General features: G+C 42.6%; 15 protein-coding genes. 13 read left to right on the top strand and 2 right to left on the bottom strand.

Translation table 11 applies throughout. The features are described 5' to 3' along the window. The first annotated feature begins 292 nt into the window (after nt 1-292). Together bfmR and bfmS are read left to right on the top strand one after the other, a co-directional pair. Nucleotides 293-1,009: a response regulator transcription factor BfmR gene (gene bfmR, locus AAC851_RS05650; RefSeq protein WP_005081325.1), complete on the top strand. Its 717-nt coding sequence runs from the start codon at nt 293-295 to the stop codon at nt 1,007-1,009. 81 nt (nt 1,010-1,090) lie between these two features. After that, entirely contained in the window at nt 1,091-2,731 is a 1,641-nt protein-coding gene (gene bfmS, locus AAC851_RS05645; protein ID WP_115736041.1) for a sensor histidine kinase BfmS, read from the top strand. Between the two features lie 137 nt (nt 2,732-2,868). On the opposite strand, the gene AAC851_RS05640 is transcribed toward bfmS, so the two are convergent. Both AAC851_RS05640 and AAC851_RS05635 read right to left on the bottom strand, forming a co-directional pair. Further along, a complete protein-coding gene (locus AAC851_RS05640; RefSeq protein WP_004638046.1) occupies nt 2,869-3,225 on the bottom strand; it encodes a hypothetical protein in 357 nt (118 codons plus the stop codon). Between the two features lie 359 nt (nt 3,226-3,584). Next, a complete protein-coding gene (locus AAC851_RS05635; RefSeq protein ID WP_340600638.1) occupies nt 3,585-5,003 on the bottom strand; it encodes a sensor domain-containing diguanylate cyclase in 1,419 nt (472 codons plus the stop codon). Between the two features lie 399 nt (nt 5,004-5,402). Between AAC851_RS05635 and ndhC the strand changes: the two genes are divergently transcribed. The 11 genes from ndhC to nuoL all read left to right on the top strand — a co-directional run bounded on the left by ndhC (nt 5,403) and on the right by nuoL (nt 17,356). Continuing rightward, on the top strand, nt 5,403-5,954 hold the full coding sequence (ndhC, locus tag AAC851_RS05630) for an NADH-quinone oxidoreductase subunit A (protein ID WP_004638048.1): 552 nt from the start codon (nt 5,403-5,405) through the stop codon (nt 5,952-5,954). Nucleotides 5,955-5,960: 6 nt separating this feature from the next. Then, a complete protein-coding gene (locus AAC851_RS05625; protein WP_004638049.1) occupies nt 5,961-6,638 on the top strand; it encodes a NuoB/complex I 20 kDa subunit family protein in 678 nt (225 codons plus the stop codon). An 88-nt stretch (nt 6,639-6,726) separates the two neighbouring features. Continuing rightward, nucleotides 6,727-8,514 (top strand): NADH-quinone oxidoreductase subunit C/D, encoded by a 1,788-nt coding sequence (nuoC, locus tag AAC851_RS05620; protein ID WP_004638050.1) that lies wholly within the window; start codon nt 6,727-6,729, stop codon nt 8,512-8,514. Between the two features lie 12 nt (nt 8,515-8,526). Beyond that, nucleotides 8,527-9,036: an NADH-quinone oxidoreductase subunit NuoE gene (gene nuoE / locus AAC851_RS05615; RefSeq protein ID WP_004638051.1), complete on the top strand. Its 510-nt coding sequence runs from the start codon at nt 8,527-8,529 to the stop codon at nt 9,034-9,036. Then, nucleotides 9,033-10,361 carry an NADH-quinone oxidoreductase subunit NuoF gene (nuoF, locus tag AAC851_RS05610; RefSeq protein WP_008941874.1) on the top strand — a complete coding sequence of 443 codons (1,329 nt, stop codon included), beginning with the start codon at nt 9,033-9,035 and terminating at the stop codon, nt 10,359-10,361. The genes nuoE and nuoF overlap by 4 nt, the downstream gene beginning before the upstream one ends. An 11-nt stretch (nt 10,362-10,372) precedes the next feature. Next, the gene (gene nuoG, locus AAC851_RS05605) at nt 10,373-13,057 is read left to right on the top strand and encodes an NADH-quinone oxidoreductase subunit NuoG (protein ID WP_075316080.1); all 2,685 of its coding nucleotides are present in this window, start codon (nt 10,373-10,375) and stop codon (nt 13,055-13,057) included. Nucleotides 13,058-13,060: 3 nt separating this feature from the next. Further along, nucleotides 13,061-14,077 carry an NADH-quinone oxidoreductase subunit NuoH gene (gene nuoH / locus AAC851_RS05600; RefSeq protein WP_004638054.1) on the top strand — a complete coding sequence of 339 codons (1,017 nt, stop codon included), beginning with the start codon at nt 13,061-13,063 and terminating at the stop codon, nt 14,075-14,077. An 18-nt stretch (nt 14,078-14,095) separates the two neighbouring features. Beyond that, the gene (gene nuoI / locus AAC851_RS05595; protein WP_075316079.1) at nt 14,096-14,638 is read left to right on the top strand and encodes an NADH-quinone oxidoreductase subunit NuoI; all 543 of its coding nucleotides are present in this window, start codon (nt 14,096-14,098) and stop codon (nt 14,636-14,638) included. After that, the gene (gene nuoJ / locus AAC851_RS05590; RefSeq protein ID WP_340601037.1) at nt 14,638-15,156 is read left to right on the top strand and encodes an NADH-quinone oxidoreductase subunit J; all 519 of its coding nucleotides are present in this window, start codon (nt 14,638-14,640) and stop codon (nt 15,154-15,156) included. Before nuoI ends, nuoJ begins: the two co-directional genes overlap by 1 nt. Further along, nucleotides 15,156-15,464, top strand: a complete 309-nt coding sequence (gene nuoK / locus AAC851_RS05585) for an NADH-quinone oxidoreductase subunit NuoK (protein ID WP_004638057.1) — start codon at nt 15,156-15,158, stop codon at nt 15,462-15,464. The genes nuoJ and nuoK overlap by 1 nt, the downstream gene beginning before the upstream one ends. Continuing rightward, on the top strand, nt 15,461-17,356 hold the full coding sequence (nuoL, locus tag AAC851_RS05580; RefSeq protein ID WP_340600637.1) for an NADH-quinone oxidoreductase subunit L: 1,896 nt from the start codon (nt 15,461-15,463) through the stop codon (nt 17,354-17,356). The genes nuoK and nuoL overlap by 4 nt, the downstream gene beginning before the upstream one ends. The last annotated feature ends 1 nt before the right edge of the window (nt 17,357 follow it).

Here is a 17,357-nt window from a genome sequence, read left to right as displayed (position 1 = left end):
AACACGTATAGATAACTCTGTGGATAACTCAAAAAACAAACACTTAAATTTTGTTTGATGAAGGAAGAAACAAATTGTTTAACATTGGCACAAAAAATATACTTAATTTTCATTTTGCTGAAAAAACCCAGATAAAACTGAAAAAGGTATTAAAATTCATAATTTTAATAAAAAGATAACAAAACTGGCTAGGCGTGTATCAGTTTGGTGAAGGCCACTTGTTTACAATGTAAACGTGTGTATATTGCAAAACATAAACCAATGTATCTGTAAGATTATTAGGGGCAAATAAATGAGCCAAGAAGAAAAGTTACCGAAGATTCTAATCGTAGAAGATGACGAGCGTTTAGCACGATTAACACAAGAGTATTTGATCCGTAACGGTTTGGAAGTTGGGGTTGAAACAGATGGTAATCGCGCAATCCGTCGAATCATTAGTGAGCAACCAGATTTAGTGGTATTAGATGTGATGTTACCTGGTGCGGATGGTTTGACTGTTTGCCGTGAAGTGCGTCCACACTATCACCAACCAATTTTGATGCTTACTGCGCGTACTGAAGATATGGATCAAGTGCTTGGCTTGGAAATGGGGGCAGATGACTATGTTGCTAAACCTGTTCAACCACGTGTGTTATTGGCGCGTATCCGTGCTTTGTTACGTCGTACTGACAAAACCGTTGAAGATGAAGTGGCACAACGTATCGAATTTGATGATCTTGTGATTGATAATGGCGGTCGTTCGGTCACTTTGCATGGTGAGTTGGTTGACTTTACCAGTGCAGAATATGATTTGTTATGGCTACTAGCATCAAATGCAGGTCGTATTCTATCTCGCGAAGATATCTTCGAGCGTTTACGTGGTATCGAATATGATGGTCAAGATCGTTCGATCGATGTTCGTATTTCTCGTATTCGTCCAAAAATTGGTGATGATCCAGAAAACCCGAAACGTATTAAAACAGTACGTAGTAAAGGTTACTTATTCGTTAAAGAAACCAATGGGATGTAAAATTCAGCCCCTCCTTCTTACAAGGAGGGTTTCTTCTTTTGAAAAGGAGAAGCTGTTGAATAATTTGGAATCATATCCCTTATGGTGAGTCGAGTACTGAAGAACAGCATATTCTTGCGAATTTATGCTGGATTGGTTGTATTGGTGGTTGTGGTTGCCGCATTTTGTTATTTGCTGGTCCAAATCATTAACTATCAGCGTGCGCAAGAATATCGAGAGTCTCTTACAGATGGTATTTCCTACGTTATTAGTGAGGGGGTATCTCGCCAACCAGAGAAACAGCAGAAATTAGATTGGATTTCTGATGCTTCTGATCTGTTGGAATTGCCGATTTATTATGTAGATGCGGCACGAGTTGAATTGTCTCGGACTGAAAAAAAGCGAATTGCTGAACAAAAGTCAGTGGTTCGATATGATGCGAATCATGGCGTGGGCTATATCATCATCGGTTTGAAAGATGATCCGCAGCATTTTCTCTATATCAAAGTCGATAAGATAGGTGAACGCCAGATGAAGGCGTTGCCAATTTTTGTCTTGGATTATTTGATGTTTTATCCGGGACAAGAACGTGAGTATTTGGAACGAATCAAACAACATTTTTATTATCCTATTGAAATCATGGATATCCGAGATGTGAATTTAGATTCAGAACAAATAGGACGTCTACGCCAAGACCAAAGCGTGTTGCTATATAAAGATAGCGCGACCATACGCGGCACCACGATTTCGATTGTTTCCCCGATGCCGAACTATCCTGCACGAGTCTTGATCTTGGGTCCTGTGCCGATGTTTAACTGGATGCCTTTCCAGCTTTCCGCAGGCATTACCTTATTTAGCTTGTTCTTGTTGAGTTTAGGTGTCTATGGGCTGATCTTGCCATTAGAACGAAAAATCCGTCAGGTTCGTTATGCTTTAAATAAAATGAAGTCTGGTGATTTGTCACTGCGTGTACCGATCGAAGGTAGCGATGAAATGGCAAATCTAGCTTCAAGCTATAACAATATGTCGGATCATATTCAACGTTTGATCGAGGCGCAGCGAGAGTTGATGCGTGCTGTTTCGCATGAACTCAGAACGCCAGTGGCACGAATCCGTTTTGGGATGGAAATGTTGGCTGAAGAAGATGATTATAATTATCGTATTCAGCAGGTCGATATGATTGATAAGGATATTGAGGCGTTGAACACCTTGATTGATGAAATCATGACTTATGCCAAGTTGGAGCAGGGAACCCCTTCGTTAGATTTTGAAGAAGTTGTATTGGTTGAAGTGCTTGATCAAGTGGCAATGGAAACTGAGGCGCTAAAAACACAAAAAGAAATAGAATTGATTGCACCTTCGTTGGTATTGAAAGTTGATGCAGAACGTCGCTATTTACATCGTGTAGTACAAAACCTTGTGGGTAATGCAGTACGTTATTGCGATAACAAGGTACGTGTCAGCGGTGGTGTTCGTGCAGATGGTCAAGCTTATGTCTGTGTTGAGGACGATGGTCCAGGGATTCCAGAAGAAGATCGCTCTCGAATTTTTGAAGCCTTTGCTCGTCTCGATGACAGTCGTACTCGTGCTTCAGGTGGCTATGGTTTGGGTTTATCTATTGTGAGTCGTATTGCATATTGGTTTGGTGGGACAATTCAGGTCGATCAAAGTCCAAACTTGGGTGGAGCGCGTTTTATTATGACTTGGCCAGCGAAGCGTTATAAGCAAACCACCAAAAAATGATAGCAACCTAGGGGGCTTAATTCGGTGCAGCCTCCTAGACATGATCAATGTATAAAAGAGTTTAAAAATCATAACAAAAGCCAAAGCGTAGTTGAGCTTTGGCGAAAGAATATTTAAAACGATGCAACCAAGGTTGATTATTCTTGTAGCGAAGAATCAGGTTCGATTAATGGGCGACCAGATCTCAAACTTTGTAATGCATCTGCATTGAAATCAATCAATAAAGAGTTGTTTTTGACATCAATTTTATAGCTTTGAATCAGTCGTTCATCTCCATTCAATGTCTCAACTCGATAGGCATCAGCAATATTTAGAATACCTTCAAGATTGGTTGTTGTTGATGCAAAGTCTTCTCGAAATACGTCATAAATATCTCTTAAATCAAAAATCGCATTATCCGCATCTGGATGCTTTCGAACATAATTTTCAATATGGCGCATGAGGAGTTGTGAAAAAAAGAAATAATCTGAGTCGTGTGCGAATTTTAGCTGCATATTTATTCTCCTTATTATAGGGGCTGTGGATATTTCACAGATGCTTGCGACAGAGGATATTTTTTACTGATACAAGACATAATTTGCGAAATTTAGTGATTCTAAATAAGCAAAATATAACGCTGTTGCAGTAAAAAATATTCCTGTCCCAAAGGGTTATGGCTAAAACCGCCCCAAACTTCGTTATGAAACTTGATAAGGGTATCGCCATTGTCTGCGTTTCATGCCTTGTTTGAGTTGTTTTAGCCTATAACGCAAGACATGGATGAAATATCAACAGCCCCTTTTCTTTAGAATACCGATCTATTGCTAAAGCTGTGTATAAAGATAATTAAAGTATTTAGCTGAATTGCAACAGATTATGTCGAAATGACCACTTGGTTTCGTCCTTGCCGCTTGGCACGATAAAGCGCATCATCGGCATGTTTGAATAATTGTTCAGTCGAGTAGTTTTTTTCTGGTGTGTTGATGCAGATACCAATGCTAGTTTGAATTGAGAAAATTTGTGCGTGTTCTAGTTGAATTGGAGATTCACTGACATGTTGGCGGATTTTTTCGGCACATTGATAGGCTACACTTTCATTGGTGTTGGCAATGAAAATTGCAAACTCTTCACCTCCCAAGCGTCCAAACAAGTCTTGAGGGTTTAAGAGCGTTTGAGTGGTTTTAACAAAGTGTTGTAAGGCACGGTCACCGATTTGATGGCCGTAGCTGTCGTTAATGTGTTTAAAGTGGTCAATATCAAGCATCAAGAAAGCACTTGTATGGCCTGCATTTTGGGCTTGTTCTTGGAGAATTTGCAGTGATTGAAGAAATTGACGACGTGTTAGGCTGGAGGTCAACTCATCGTGAGCAATAGTATGTTGTAGTTCTTCAATGAGTTTGGATCGAACTTTATTAATACTGGAAACGGTGAGTGGGGCAATTGTCATCATGATCAGCCCAAGACGCGTTGAGATCGTGTTGTTTAAATAATTGTCGGGATAAAGCAGTAAATAGTTTTGAGACACATGATAAATAATAAAGGCACAACTGATCGAGCTAATGATGGTCACGGAAAAATGTTGATATCGCAGTGCGCACCAAATTAAGGGGGCAATTGGGTAAAGTAAAGATCCGGGACCAGCATCATAGTAAGCGATCACAATCGAAACGACTACGGCAACCAAAGGCAAAACGGTTTGAATAGCGGTATCTTTTAGCTCTTTCAAACACTGTTTGAAGGCGGTTAGATTCGGCATGCTGATGAGTGCAGGTAGCAATAGTAAGGCATTTTGAATTTCGGATGTAAACCAATAGCCGAAGTCCTCCCAAAATGAACCTAAAGCAAAGGGCGTGTCTAAATAAGGCAGTAAAATTGCTGCAAATAGGGCGCTAGTCAGTCCTCCAATACAACAAAAACTAAATAAGAATAAATAAAAATAGCCATGATGCATTGAGCGAATAATTTGACTAAAACGGACATACAAGGCTAGTGTTGTGATGACATAAAGTAGATTTGCGGTTGTTAAACAAGTATTTAATATAAAAGGAGTATCTTGAGTGGTATCGGCAATCAGGTAGCCAACAATTGCCCCTATAAAACTGATTGGGTGGCGTGTTTGTGGAAAGCGAATTAATAAGCCAAGTAGCACCGAATTTGCAGGCCAAAAAGAAGCAAGAAATGTAAGGTGTCGTGTGGCAATCCCTAGTAGGCAGCACAGAAAAATAACCCCAGCAAAAAGTAGAAAGAGTTGGAAGAGCGAGCGGGGTTTTAATGCTGCTTTGGGGTGAGGCATTCTGACGCGTTTCCATAAGGGGGAATTGGGTCGCGCTATTATATAAATTTTGTTTAAATTTTCATCATAAATTTATCGCAATGCAATGATTTAGTTCATGCTGCAATATTTTTGCGCATAGGGTGCGAAAGGCGGATGTTTTTGGCGCATGAATAAAGAAAAAAATGATTAACTTCTGGTATTTGATTAGTTAATTCGATTTTTGAGGGTGAATTAACCATGTTATTGGATATATTTGTAAATTTAAGGACAAAATCATCCGAAAGACTAAAGCGCTTCAACTAGCATGAGAAATTAGAAATCAGGTACAATTGGCGGAATTAATTTTGTGTTTGGTGTATTTGAAGGCCAATACATACATTCTTTGTTAAAAATAGGCCTGCCAGGAGTTATCCCCGCATGAGTGCCATTACTCCATACGATTGGGCGATTATTGCCTTCGTGATCGGCGTTACATTTCTTTGCGTTTTTATGCTGACCGTTCCTTTACTCCTTGGGGGTAAAGCATGGGGACGTGCCAAGCAAGAACAGTTTGAATCAGGTGTAGTGAGTGCGGGTGGTGCCCGTATTCGCTTATCAGCCAAATTCTATTTAGTTGCAATTTTCTTTGTCGTTTTTGATTTAGAAGCACTTTACCTCTACGCGTGGGCAACTTCTGTGCGTGAAGTAGGTTGGGTTGGCTTTGCAGCTGCTGCAATTTTTATTTTGATTTTATTGATTGGTTTGATTTACGAACTTTCAACTGGTGGACTGAATTGGGCACCTTCGGATCGTCGTAAAGCAGCAGGGATCAAAACAAAAATTGGTTCACCAAATATGAATATCGCTGACATTACTCGATTCAATAATATCGAAGAACTCGTTGTCGATCCTACTGGTCAAATTCCAGCACAGTCTTCTGGTCGTGTTAAATCTAAAACACCGACTACATCATCATTTGAACAGGAGTAAGTCGGGATGAAATATACTTTAACCCGTGCGAATCCAGATGCCGATCAATATCCATTGCAAGATCGTCAAATCGTCACTGATCCACTTGAGGAAGAAGTGAATAAAAGTGTGATGATGACACGTCTTGAAGATGTGTTGCATACCGCAGTCAACTGGGGACGTAAAAACTCATTATGGCCATTTAACTTTGGTACATCATGCTGCTACGTTGAATATGCAACAACTTTGACAGGCGTACATGACTTATCACGTTTTGGTGCTGAGGTTATTCGTGCTTCACCACGTCAGGCTGACTTGATGATTGTTGCAGGGACTTGCTTCGTTAAAATGGCACCTGTTATTCAGCGTTTGTACGAACAAATGTTGGAACCAAAATGGGTGATCTCAATGGGTGCTTGTGCTAACTCAGGTGGTATGTACGACATCTATTCAGTGGTTCAAGGTGTAGACAAAATTATTCCTGTTGATGTGTACATCCCAGGTTGCCCACCACGTCCAGAAGCATTGATTCAAGCATTGATGTTACTTCAAGACCAAATTCAACTAGAGCGCCGTCCACTTTCAGCGGTTATTGGTGATGATCTTCAGCCTGTGTATAAGCCAAAGATGATGCCAGAACGTGACCGTAAAAATGCTGAACGTATTGCGGTGAAAAACTTACGCTCTATGGATGAAATTAAATAATTTTAACGATGAGTTTTTGACATATCCCTGATGGATATGGTCATCGGAAAGAATTGCCAGAATTTGTATTAAATAGGAAGCCAAGCCAATGGCTGAAACTGACATTGCTATGCCAGAATCGACTCAAGTCGATTCACGCCCAGCATTTGCAATTGTAGAAGAGCTCAAAACCAAATTTGGTGAGAACTTTTACGTGCAGACGACTTGTGAAGAGTTTCCAACAGTCTGGGTTGAGCGCGCACGCGTGCAAGAAGTCCTTATGTTCCTCCGTAAAGTGGAACGTCCTTATGTGATGTTGTTTGACTTATCTGCGGTAGATGAGCGTTTGCGTGTTCACCGTGATGGGTTGCCACCATCTGACTTCACAGTGTTCTATCACTTATTATCGCTTGAGCGTAATAGTGATATTCGTATCAAAGTTGCGTTGAATGAAAATGATTTAAGTATTCCAACGGCAACCAATATTTGGCCAAATGCCAACTGGTACGAGCGTGAAGCTTACGATATGTTTGGAATTGATTTCGCCGGGCATCCAATGCTTCGTCGTATCTTATTGCCGACTTATTGGGAAGGTCATCCATTACGTAAAGAATATTCTGCCCGTGCGACAGAATATACGCCGTATATGCAAGATCAAGCCAAGCAAGATTTCGAGCAAGAGCATTTGCGTTTTGTACCAGAAGATTGGGGTCTAACACGCGGCAATGATGACGAAGACTTCATGTTCTTGAACTTGGGTCCTAACCATCCATCTGCGCATGGTGCTTTCCGTGTGGTTTTACAGTTGGACGGCGAAGAAGTCAAAGACTGTGTGCCAGATATCGGTTATCACCACCGTGGTGTGGAAAAGATGGCTGAACGTCAAACTTGGCATTCATTCATCCCTTATACGGATCGTGTTGACTACTTAGGTGGTTGTGCGCAAAACATGCCATATGTGATGGCGGTTGAGCAGCTTGCAGGGATTAAAGTACCTGAGCGTGCGCAAGTCATTCGTGTCATGTTGAACGAATTATTCCGTATCAATAACCACTTACTTTACTGTGGTACAGCGATTCAGGATGCGGGTGGTATGACGCCAGTATTCTATATGTTCGCTGACCGTCAAAAAGTTTACGACATCGTTGAGGCGATTACGGGTTACCGTATGCACCCAGCATGGTTCCGCATCGGCGGTACAGCACACGACCTTCCAAACAATTGGCAAAAGCTAGTTAAGGAATTGTTGGAGTGGATGCCGAAACGTTTGAACGAGTACTACACCGCCGCCCTGAAAAACTCAGTATTTATCGGTCGTACGCGTAACGTTGCGCAATATGATGCTAAATCTGCGTTGGCTTGGGGTGTGACAGGTACAGGTTTACGTGCGACGGGTATTGATTTTGACGTTCGTAAATATCGTCCATACAGTGGTTATGAAAACTTCGACTTTGATATTCCAGTGGAATATGAAGGCGATGCATATGCACGCGTATTGGTACATTTCCGTGAAATCACTGAGTCTTTGAAAATCATTCAACAGTGCTTGGATAACATGCCTTCTGGTCCATATAAAGCGGATCATCCATTGGCTGTTCCACCACCGAAAGATAAGACATTACAAGATATTGAAACCTTGATTACGCACTTCTTGAGCGTGTCATGGGGTCCTGTAATGCCTGCAGGTGAAGCATCCTTTATGACTGAAGTGGTGAAAGGTGCGAGTACCTATTACCTCACTTCGGATAAGTCGACGATGAGTTACCGTACCCGTATTCGTACACCAACGTTCACGCACTTACAGCAAATTCCTTCCGTGATTAACGGCAGCTTGGTATCTGACTTGATCATTTATTTGGCGACCATTGATGTGGTTATGGCTGACGTGGATCGCTAGGGGTAAACGATTATGATGATTTTGACTGATAAAAAACCACGTGTGAATGTTGAAGGGATTTTGACTGCGGATGAAATCCATGAAATTGAACATCACATTGGTCATTACCCATACCCACGTGCAGCTTCATTGGATGCATTGAAGTGTGTACAACGCCGTAACGGTTGGGTAGATGATGCACAAATGAATGCAATTGCGCAATTATTGACAATCAGTGTGGCGGATTTGGAAGGTGTAGCAACATTCTATAACCGTATCTACCGCCAACCTGTGGGGCGTCATGTAATTTTATTGTGTGATTCAATTGCTTGTTTCTTGATGGGTGCAGAAACGCTTGCAGAAGCGTTCCAACGTGAGTTGGGTATCCAGTATGGGCAAACTACAGCTGATGGTCGTTTTACCTTGCTCCCAATTTGCTGTTTAGGTAATTGTGACAAAGGTCCAACGTTAATGATTGATGAAGATACCCACGGTTTAGTGGACGTATCATCAGTTAAACAGTTATTGGAGAAGTATGTATGAATACTGAACCAAAACCAATTTATGGCGACGGTAATCCAGAAACTCATCCGCTGACTTGGCGTTTGAGTAAGCAAGATGCAGTACGCAATGCTGATGACTACGAAGCACTTGAAGGTTATGCAGGCTTTAAAAAAGCACTCAGCATGCCACCAAAAGATGTACTTGAAGTCATTAAAGCTGCGACGGTTAAAGGCCGTGGTGGTGCAGGTTTCCCTGCGGGTATTAAATGGTCATTGATGGCGCCAAATGATAATTCTGGTCCTCGCTATTTGATCTGTAATGCCGATGAAATGGAGCCAGGTACCTTCAAAGACCGTTTGTTGATGGAAAAACTTCCTCATCAATTGATCGAGGGGATGTTGATTGCAGGTTATACCTTAGAAGCAACGCATGGTTATATCTTCATTCGTGGTGAATATATCGAAGCTGCTCAATACCTAAATGAAGCATTAGAGCAAATCCGTGCCAAAGGTTACTTAGGTGAAAATATCCTCGGTACGGGCTGGAACTTTGAAATGCATGTTCACACGGGTGCAGGTCGTTATATCTGTGGTGAAGAAACCGCATTGATTAATTCACTTGAAGGTCGCCGTGCCAATCCACGTACTAAACCACCATTCCCACAAGTTGCGGGTGCATGGGGTCGTCCGACGATTGTCAACAACGTTGAAACCTACAATAACTTGCCTGCGATTATGTTGCGTGGACCTGAATGGTACATCAACTTGTCTGCACACAAGTCTAAAGATCCTGGAACTAAGATTTACGGTGCATCAGGTAAGGTGAAGTTCCCTGGGCTTTGGGAATTGCCATTTGGTACAACAGCGCGTGAAGTAATTGAAGATCATGCGGGTGGTATGCGTGATGGTTTAACACTGAAAGCATGGTTACCGGGCGGCGCATCAACAGATTTCTTGGCTGCTGAACATATTGACTTGCCAATGGATGCTGAAAGCATCATGAAGGCAGGTTCTCGTTTAGGAACATGTCTGTTGATGGTGGTAGATGAAACGCAATGTATGGTTTCAGCGACCCGTAATCTAGAAGAATTCTTTGCGCGTGAGTCTTGTGGTTTCTGCACACCATGTCGTGATGGTTTACCGTGGGCTGTTAAAGCACTGAAAGCACTCGAAAATGGTGAAGGGAAGATGGAGGATATTCAACATCTCTCTGAACTTACTAAAAAGTTGTGGATTGGTAAGACTTTCTGTGCCCACGCACCTGGTGCGATGGAGCCACTGATGGGCGCATTAAAATATTTCCGTCATGAGTTTGAAGCAAAGGTAAGTACCCATGCAGCAACTCGTGATGTAGAACAGGTTTAAGGAATTCGACTATGGCTACAATTCATGTCGATGGAAAATCGTATGAAGTCAACGGCTCAGAAAACTTGCTACAAGCATGTCTTAGCCTTGGCATCGATATCCCGTATTTTTGTTGGCACCCATCCTTAGGTTCTGTTGGTTCTTGTCGTCAATGTGCGGTAACTCAATACGCGAATCCTGAGGACACACGTGGGCGTTTGGTGATGTCTTGTATGACACCGGCCGCTGACAATACTTATATTTCGATTGAAGATAAAGAAGCAACAGAGTTTCGTGCATCGATTGTTGAATTCTTGATGACGAACCACCCACATGACTGTCCAGTTTGTGAAGAAGGTGGTCACTGTCATTTACAAGATATGACGGTGATGACACAGCATGATCGTCGTCGCTATCGCTTTACTAAACGTACCCATCATAACCAAGAGTTAGGTTCGTTTATTGCGCATGAGATGAACCGTTGTATCGCATGTTATCGTTGTGTGCGTTACTACAAAGACTATGCAGGCGGTACAGACTTTGGTGTGTATGCCAATGCTTCACGTGTTTACTTTGGTCGTCCAGAGTCGGGTACTTTAGAATCAGAATTCTCTGGTAACTTGACAGAAGTCTGTCCAACAGGTGTGTTTACTGATAAGACACATTCAGCACGCTATAACCGTAAGTGGGACATGCAGTATGCGCCAAGTGTCTGCTTTGGTTGCTCTTCTGGCTGTAACATTTCTCCGGGTGAGCGTTATGGCGAAATCCGTCGTGTTGAAAACCGTTTTAATGGTTCAGTCAATCAATACTTCCTTTGTGATAAAGGTCGTTTTGGTACGGGTTATGTCAATCGTGAAGATCGTCCGCGTCAACCTCAATTCCGTAATGGTGAAACTGTAGCAACCGTGAGTGTTGATCAGGCACTTGATCAAGTCATTGCGCAGCTTAAAGGTAAAAAAGTTTTAGGTATTGGTTCTCCTCGCGCAAGCTTGGAATCAAACTACGCACTTCGCCAACTTGTTGGTCAAGATAACTATTCAACAGGTATGTCTCAAAAAGAGCAGAACTTGGTGGAGTTAGCTGCATCTATCATGCAAACAGAGGGTATCTATAACCCGAACATGCGTGAAATTGAAAGCTATGATGCCGTGTTGATCTTGGGTGAAGACTTAACGCAAACAGCACCACGTATGGCTTTGTCGGTTCGCCAAGCTGCGAAAAATAAAGCGAAAGAAATGGCTGCTAAAACGCGTACACCTGACTGGTTAGCAGAACCTGTACAACGTATTGGTCAAGAAGCAAAATCACCGATTTATATTCTTGCTGCAACACAAACGCGTTTAGCGGATGTGGCAACAGGTGAAGTGGTTGCTTCTCCAAACGATATTGCACGTTTAGGTTTTGCGGTTGCTGCTGCTGTGAAAGGTGAAACAGTATCTGGTCTTGATGATGACGCAAAAGCATTTGCACAAACCATTGCTGATACCTTAAAAGCTGCGAAAAAGCCATTGATTATCTCTGGTACCAGCTTACAAGATCCAGCAATTATGGAAGCTGCTGCACAACTTGCTCAGAATCTAGGTGAAAATGCGGGCTTATCATTGACAGTTCCTGAAGTGAACTCAATGGGCTTAGCATTATTCGGTGGCTTAAGCTTAGAACAAGCGTTTGCACAAGATTATGATGCAGTGGTTGTAGTTGAAAATGACTTAACTCGTCGTATCCCAGTTGCTCAAGTCAAAGCTGCATTGGATAAAGCTGAAACTGTGATTGTATTGGATCACAGCGAAACTGAAACCTTGAAACTTGCAGATATTGTTCTTTCTGCTGCCAGTTTTGCGGAAGGTGACGGAACTGTAGTCAGTCAAGAAGGACGTGCACAACGCTTCTATCAAGTGTATGACCCAAGCTACTACAAGCCTGAATATGCAATCAAAGAATCTTGGCGTTGGTTACATGCCGTTGAGACAGGTCTCAAAGGTAAAGCTGTAGATTGGACACTTCTTGATGATGTGATTGATGACATCGTGAAAAATGTTCCTGTGCTTGAAGCGATTCAAGATGTTGCACCAGATGCTGGCTATCGTATCCATGGTTTAAAAATTGCGCGTGAACCACGTCGTTATTCTGGTCGTACCGCAATGCGTGCACCATTATCTGTTCATGAGCCTAAACAACCAACTGATCCTGATTCAGCATTAACCTTCTCAATGGAAGGTTATGTCGGTAATCAAACAGCGTCTTCATTGGTGCCTTTCGCATGGTCAGCGGGTTGGAACTCACCTCAAGCTTGGAACAAATACCAAGATGAAGTGGGTGGTCACTTAAAAGGTGGTGATTCTGGTGTTCGTCTTTTTGATCATTTAGCAAAACGTCCTGCACGTAGCTATGTTGCACCAACTGCTGTTGTGGTGAACCCTGAAAGCTTCCGTCTTGTACCTATGCACCATATCTTTGGTTCTGGTGAATTCACCATTAAAACACCAGCAATGGAATCTCGTATTCCTGAAGCAATGTTTGCGGTCGGTGAGCAAGATGCGACACGTTTAAATGTTCAAGATGGTCAACGTATTACGGTAAAAGCTGGCGAAACCAGCATTAGCTTACCTGTACAAGTGATTGAATATTTACCAACAGGTTATATTGGTTATCCAATTGGCTTAGCACCAACAGTTTCATTGGCAGAGCCTGTTTCTGTGGCGGTAGGAGTGTAATTCATGAATCAAGAAATTATACGTCAAACGCCACTTTGGGCTGAGAACTGGCCGATTGCCTACTCAGTGATTCAAGCCATTGTGATCTTGCTTGTGGTGGTATTGGTTGCTGCGTTGATGTCGTTTATTGAGCGTCGTCTGTTGGCATTATGGCAAGACCGTTATGGTCCAAACCGTGTTGGCCCTGGAGGTATGTTCCAGATCGTTGCCGACATGCTCAAGATCATGTTCAAAGAGGACTGGACACCAAAGTTTGCTGATAAGTTGACTTTCCGTTTAGCACCAGCAGTTGCGATGGCAACTGCGGTACTTTCCTTTATGGTCATTCCTGTGAGCCCAATGTTGGGTGTTGCAGATATGAGTATCGGTCTATTGTTCTTTATGGCAATGGCGGGTATTGCAGTCTACGCAGTGCTATTTGGTGGTTGGGCATCGAATAACAAATACTCATTGCTTGGTGGTCTTCGTTCAGCGGCACAAACCATTTCTTACGAAGTGTTCTTGGGTATTTCGTTGATGGGTGTGGTGGCGATTGCAGGTTCATTCAACCTACGTGAGATTGTTGAAGCACAACGTGATATGTGGTTCATCATCCCACAATTCTTAGGTTTCTTGATCTTTGTGGTTGCTGGTGTTGCGGTAACGCACCGTCATCCATTTGACCAACCTGAAGCTGAGCAAGAGTTGGCAGAAGGTTACCATGTTGAATATGGTGGTATGAAGTGGGGGATGTTCTTCGTTGCAGAATATGTCAACGTGGTATTGATCTCAGCATTAATCGTGACTTTATTCTTCGGCGGATGGCTTGCACCATTTAACTTAGAAATTCCATTTGTTCCGCCAGTTTTTTGGTTCGTAATTAAAACAGCATTCTTTGTAATGATGTTTGTCTTGGCACGTGGTTCATTGATGCGTCCACGTTATGACCAAGTGATGAATTTTGGTTGGAAAGTTTGTTTGCCATTGGCGTTGGTCAACTTGTTAGTGACTGGTGCTGTGATTCTGATGAATCAGGCCTAGGACAGCAGGGAGTACAAAATGTATAAAATTCTAGCTGGATTTGGATCGATTGTACGTTCGTTGTGGATGGTGTTCAGCCATGCAACACGTAAACGTGACACGATTTTATATCCAGAAGTACCAGCTGAACAAATTGTGCCTCCACGCTTTCGTGGTCGTATCATCTTAACGCGTGATCCAGATGGTGAAGAGCGTTGTGTGGCGTGTAACCTATGTGCGGTTGCATGTCCAGTTGGCTGTATTTCATTACAAAAAGCGGAAAAAGAAGATGGACGTTGGTATCCAGAGTTTTTCCGTATTAACTTCTCACGTTGCATTTTCTGCGGTATGTGTGAAGAAGCATGTCCAACGACTGCGATCCAGATGACACCTGATTTTGAACTTGCAGAATATGTACGTCAGGATTTGGTGTATGAGAAAGAAAACTTGCTCATTTCTGGTACAGGTAAATATCCAGACTATAACTTCTACCGCGTGACTGGTATGGCTGTGACAGGTAAAGACAAAGGTCAAGCGCAAAAAGAAAGTGCGCCAGTTGATGTACGGAGCTTATTACCATGATGTGGCCATTTTATTTGATGGCTCTTGTGGCCATTGTTTCAACCATCCGTGTTGTGACGAATACAAATCCTGTACATGCACTATTGAGCTTAATCGTTTCCTTACTTGCTGTGGCGGGTATTTTCATGATCGTTGGTGCGCCATTTGCTGGCGCACTTGAAATCATCGTTTATGCCGGTGCGATCATGGTCTTATTCGTCTTCGTGGTCATGATGTTAAATCTCGGACAGGACACTGTAGAACAAGAAAGCAAGTGGTTGACTTCTGATGCATGGGCATTCCCAGCGCTCATGAGCTTTCTTATGGGCTTGATTCTCGTCTGGATGCTTGGCAGTGATTACACTACTTCAGGCGCAGTGATGGGGCGTGAAATTGTTGGTCCAAAAGCAGTAGGGCAGGCTTTATTTACGCATTATCTATTATTGGTTGAAGTTGCCGCTTTGTTATTGCTTGCAGCATTGGTTGCAGCATTCCATTTAGGTAAACGTGAACCAGGTGCAGAAGAGGAAAAAGAATAATGGGACACATTCCTTTAGAACATGGTTTGATTGTCGCGACCATTCTTTTTGCACTGGGTTTTTACGGTGTGATGGTGCGACGCAACCTATTATTTATGTTAATGAGTCTTGAAGTCATGATGAATGCTGCTGCGTTAGCATTTGTTTTGGCTGGTAGTGTCTGGGCACAACCAGATGGTCAGGTCATGTTTATCTTGATTTTGACTCTTGCTGCGGCAGAGGCTTGTATCGGTCTTGCGATCGTCCTTCAGTTCTATCATCGCTTCCATCATTTGGATGTAGATGCTGCTAGTGAGATGCGCGGATGAGTACTTTATATTTAACCATTTTATTTCCGCTCATTGGTTTTATCCTTTTAGCAGCGGGTCGTAATAAACTTTCTGAAAATGTTGCAGCGATTATTGGTGTTGGTTCAGTTGGTTTATCTGCTGTATTTGCATTAATTGCAGGATTGGCATTTACCAATAGCGGTGATACCGTTTTCGTTCAGCATTTATGGACATGGTTTAATGTCGGTGGTTTCGCACCGGGTATTAGCTTACAGCTAGATGGTCTTTCTCTCATTATGATGGGAATGGTGACTGGGGTCGGCTTTCTGATTCATATCTTCGCATCTTGGTATATGCGTGGTGAAGAAGATTACGCACGTTTCTTCTCATACTTTAACCTATTTGTTGCCAGCATGTTGTTGTTGGTATTGGGCGATAACTTGGCGTTATTGTTCTTGGGTTGGGAAGGTGTAGGTCTGTGCTCTTACTTACTGATTGGTTTCTACTACTCAAATCCTGCAAATGGTTGGGCAGCAATCAAGGCATTTACAGTAACACGTGTAGGTGATGTATTTTTACTCATCGCATTGTTCTTGCTCTATCAACAATTTGGTACTTTGAATACTCAGTACATTGTTGAAAATGCAGCAACTGTAATGACACAAAGCTCATCATTGTCGATCTGGACAGCATTAATGTTGTTCTTAGGCGCGGCAGGTAAATCAGCACAAATTCCATTACAAACTTGGTTAGCAGATGCGATGGCTGGTCCGACACCAGTATCGGCATTGATCCACGCTGCAACGATGGTTACAGCGGGTGTGTACTTATGCTGCCGCATGTTCTCTGTAATGGAGATGGCACCAGAAGTAATGCAATTCATTTCCATTACAGGTGCTGTGACTTTATTGGTTGCTGGTTTTGCTGCATTAGTTCAAACCGATATCAAACGTATCTTGGCTTACTCAACCATGAGTCAGCTCGGTTATATGTTTATGGCAGTGGGTGCTGAAGCGTACCAAGCTGGTTTGTTCCATATGTTGACTCACGCATTCTTCAAAGCGTTATTGTTCTTGTCTTCAGGTGCTGTCATTTTGGCGTACCATCATGAACAAAACATTTTCAAGATGGGTGGCTTGTTCAAGCATAACAAATTCTTATTTGCTTGCTTCGCGATTGGTGGCGGTGCCTTAGCTGCGATTCCATTCTTGACCGTTGGCTTCTTCTCGAAAGATGCGATCTTGTGGCAAGTTTGGGCGCATGGTCATACTACAGGTATTGAAACCTTCGGTACGTTGTTCTGGGTTGGTGTTGCTGGTGCTTTCTTAACCTCTATCTATACTTTCCGTTTAATTTGGATCGTATTCTTTGGTGAAGAAAAGACGGCATATCACCCAATCAAAGGCGCAACTTACTGGGCTCCACTTGCGATTCTTGCTGTACTTTCAACAGGTGTGGGTGCGTTATTACAAGCGCCAGTTATCGGCATTTTAAATCAGGCAGGTATTCCTGCGTTTGCCATGACTGAAGCTCTCGCGCATTTACAGCATGGTGTTGAATTAAAAGCAGTTGGGATTGCATTGGCTGGTTTAGCCGTAGGTATTTTCCTGTTTGCTTTTGCTTATGGTGCTGTCAAGTCGTTTGCTCAAAGTTCTTTGGGTGCAGGTTTAGCGCATATCTGCCGTACAGCATTCGGTTTTGATGCTTTGTATGACATCGTGTTTGTAAAACCATATTTGTTTATTGCAAAAATCTTAGGTCGTGATCCTGTTGATGGTTTATGGCTGGTATTGCCTGCGATTGTGAAGGGTGGTAATAGCTTTACAAGCGCGCGTCAAACAGGTTCATTGCGTGAATACGCATCAAGCATGTCACTCGGTATCGTGGTGTTGTTGATGATCTTGATCGTGATTCAGGTTGTGGGGAAATAAA

Source organism: Acinetobacter sp. HZNU-JH01 (assembly GCF_037996845.1).
Taxonomy (GTDB): Bacteria; Pseudomonadota; Gammaproteobacteria; order Pseudomonadales; family Moraxellaceae; genus Acinetobacter; species Acinetobacter haemolyticus.
Note: the sequence above shows the minus strand (reverse complement) of the source record. Positions and strands in the feature narration are given on the sequence as shown.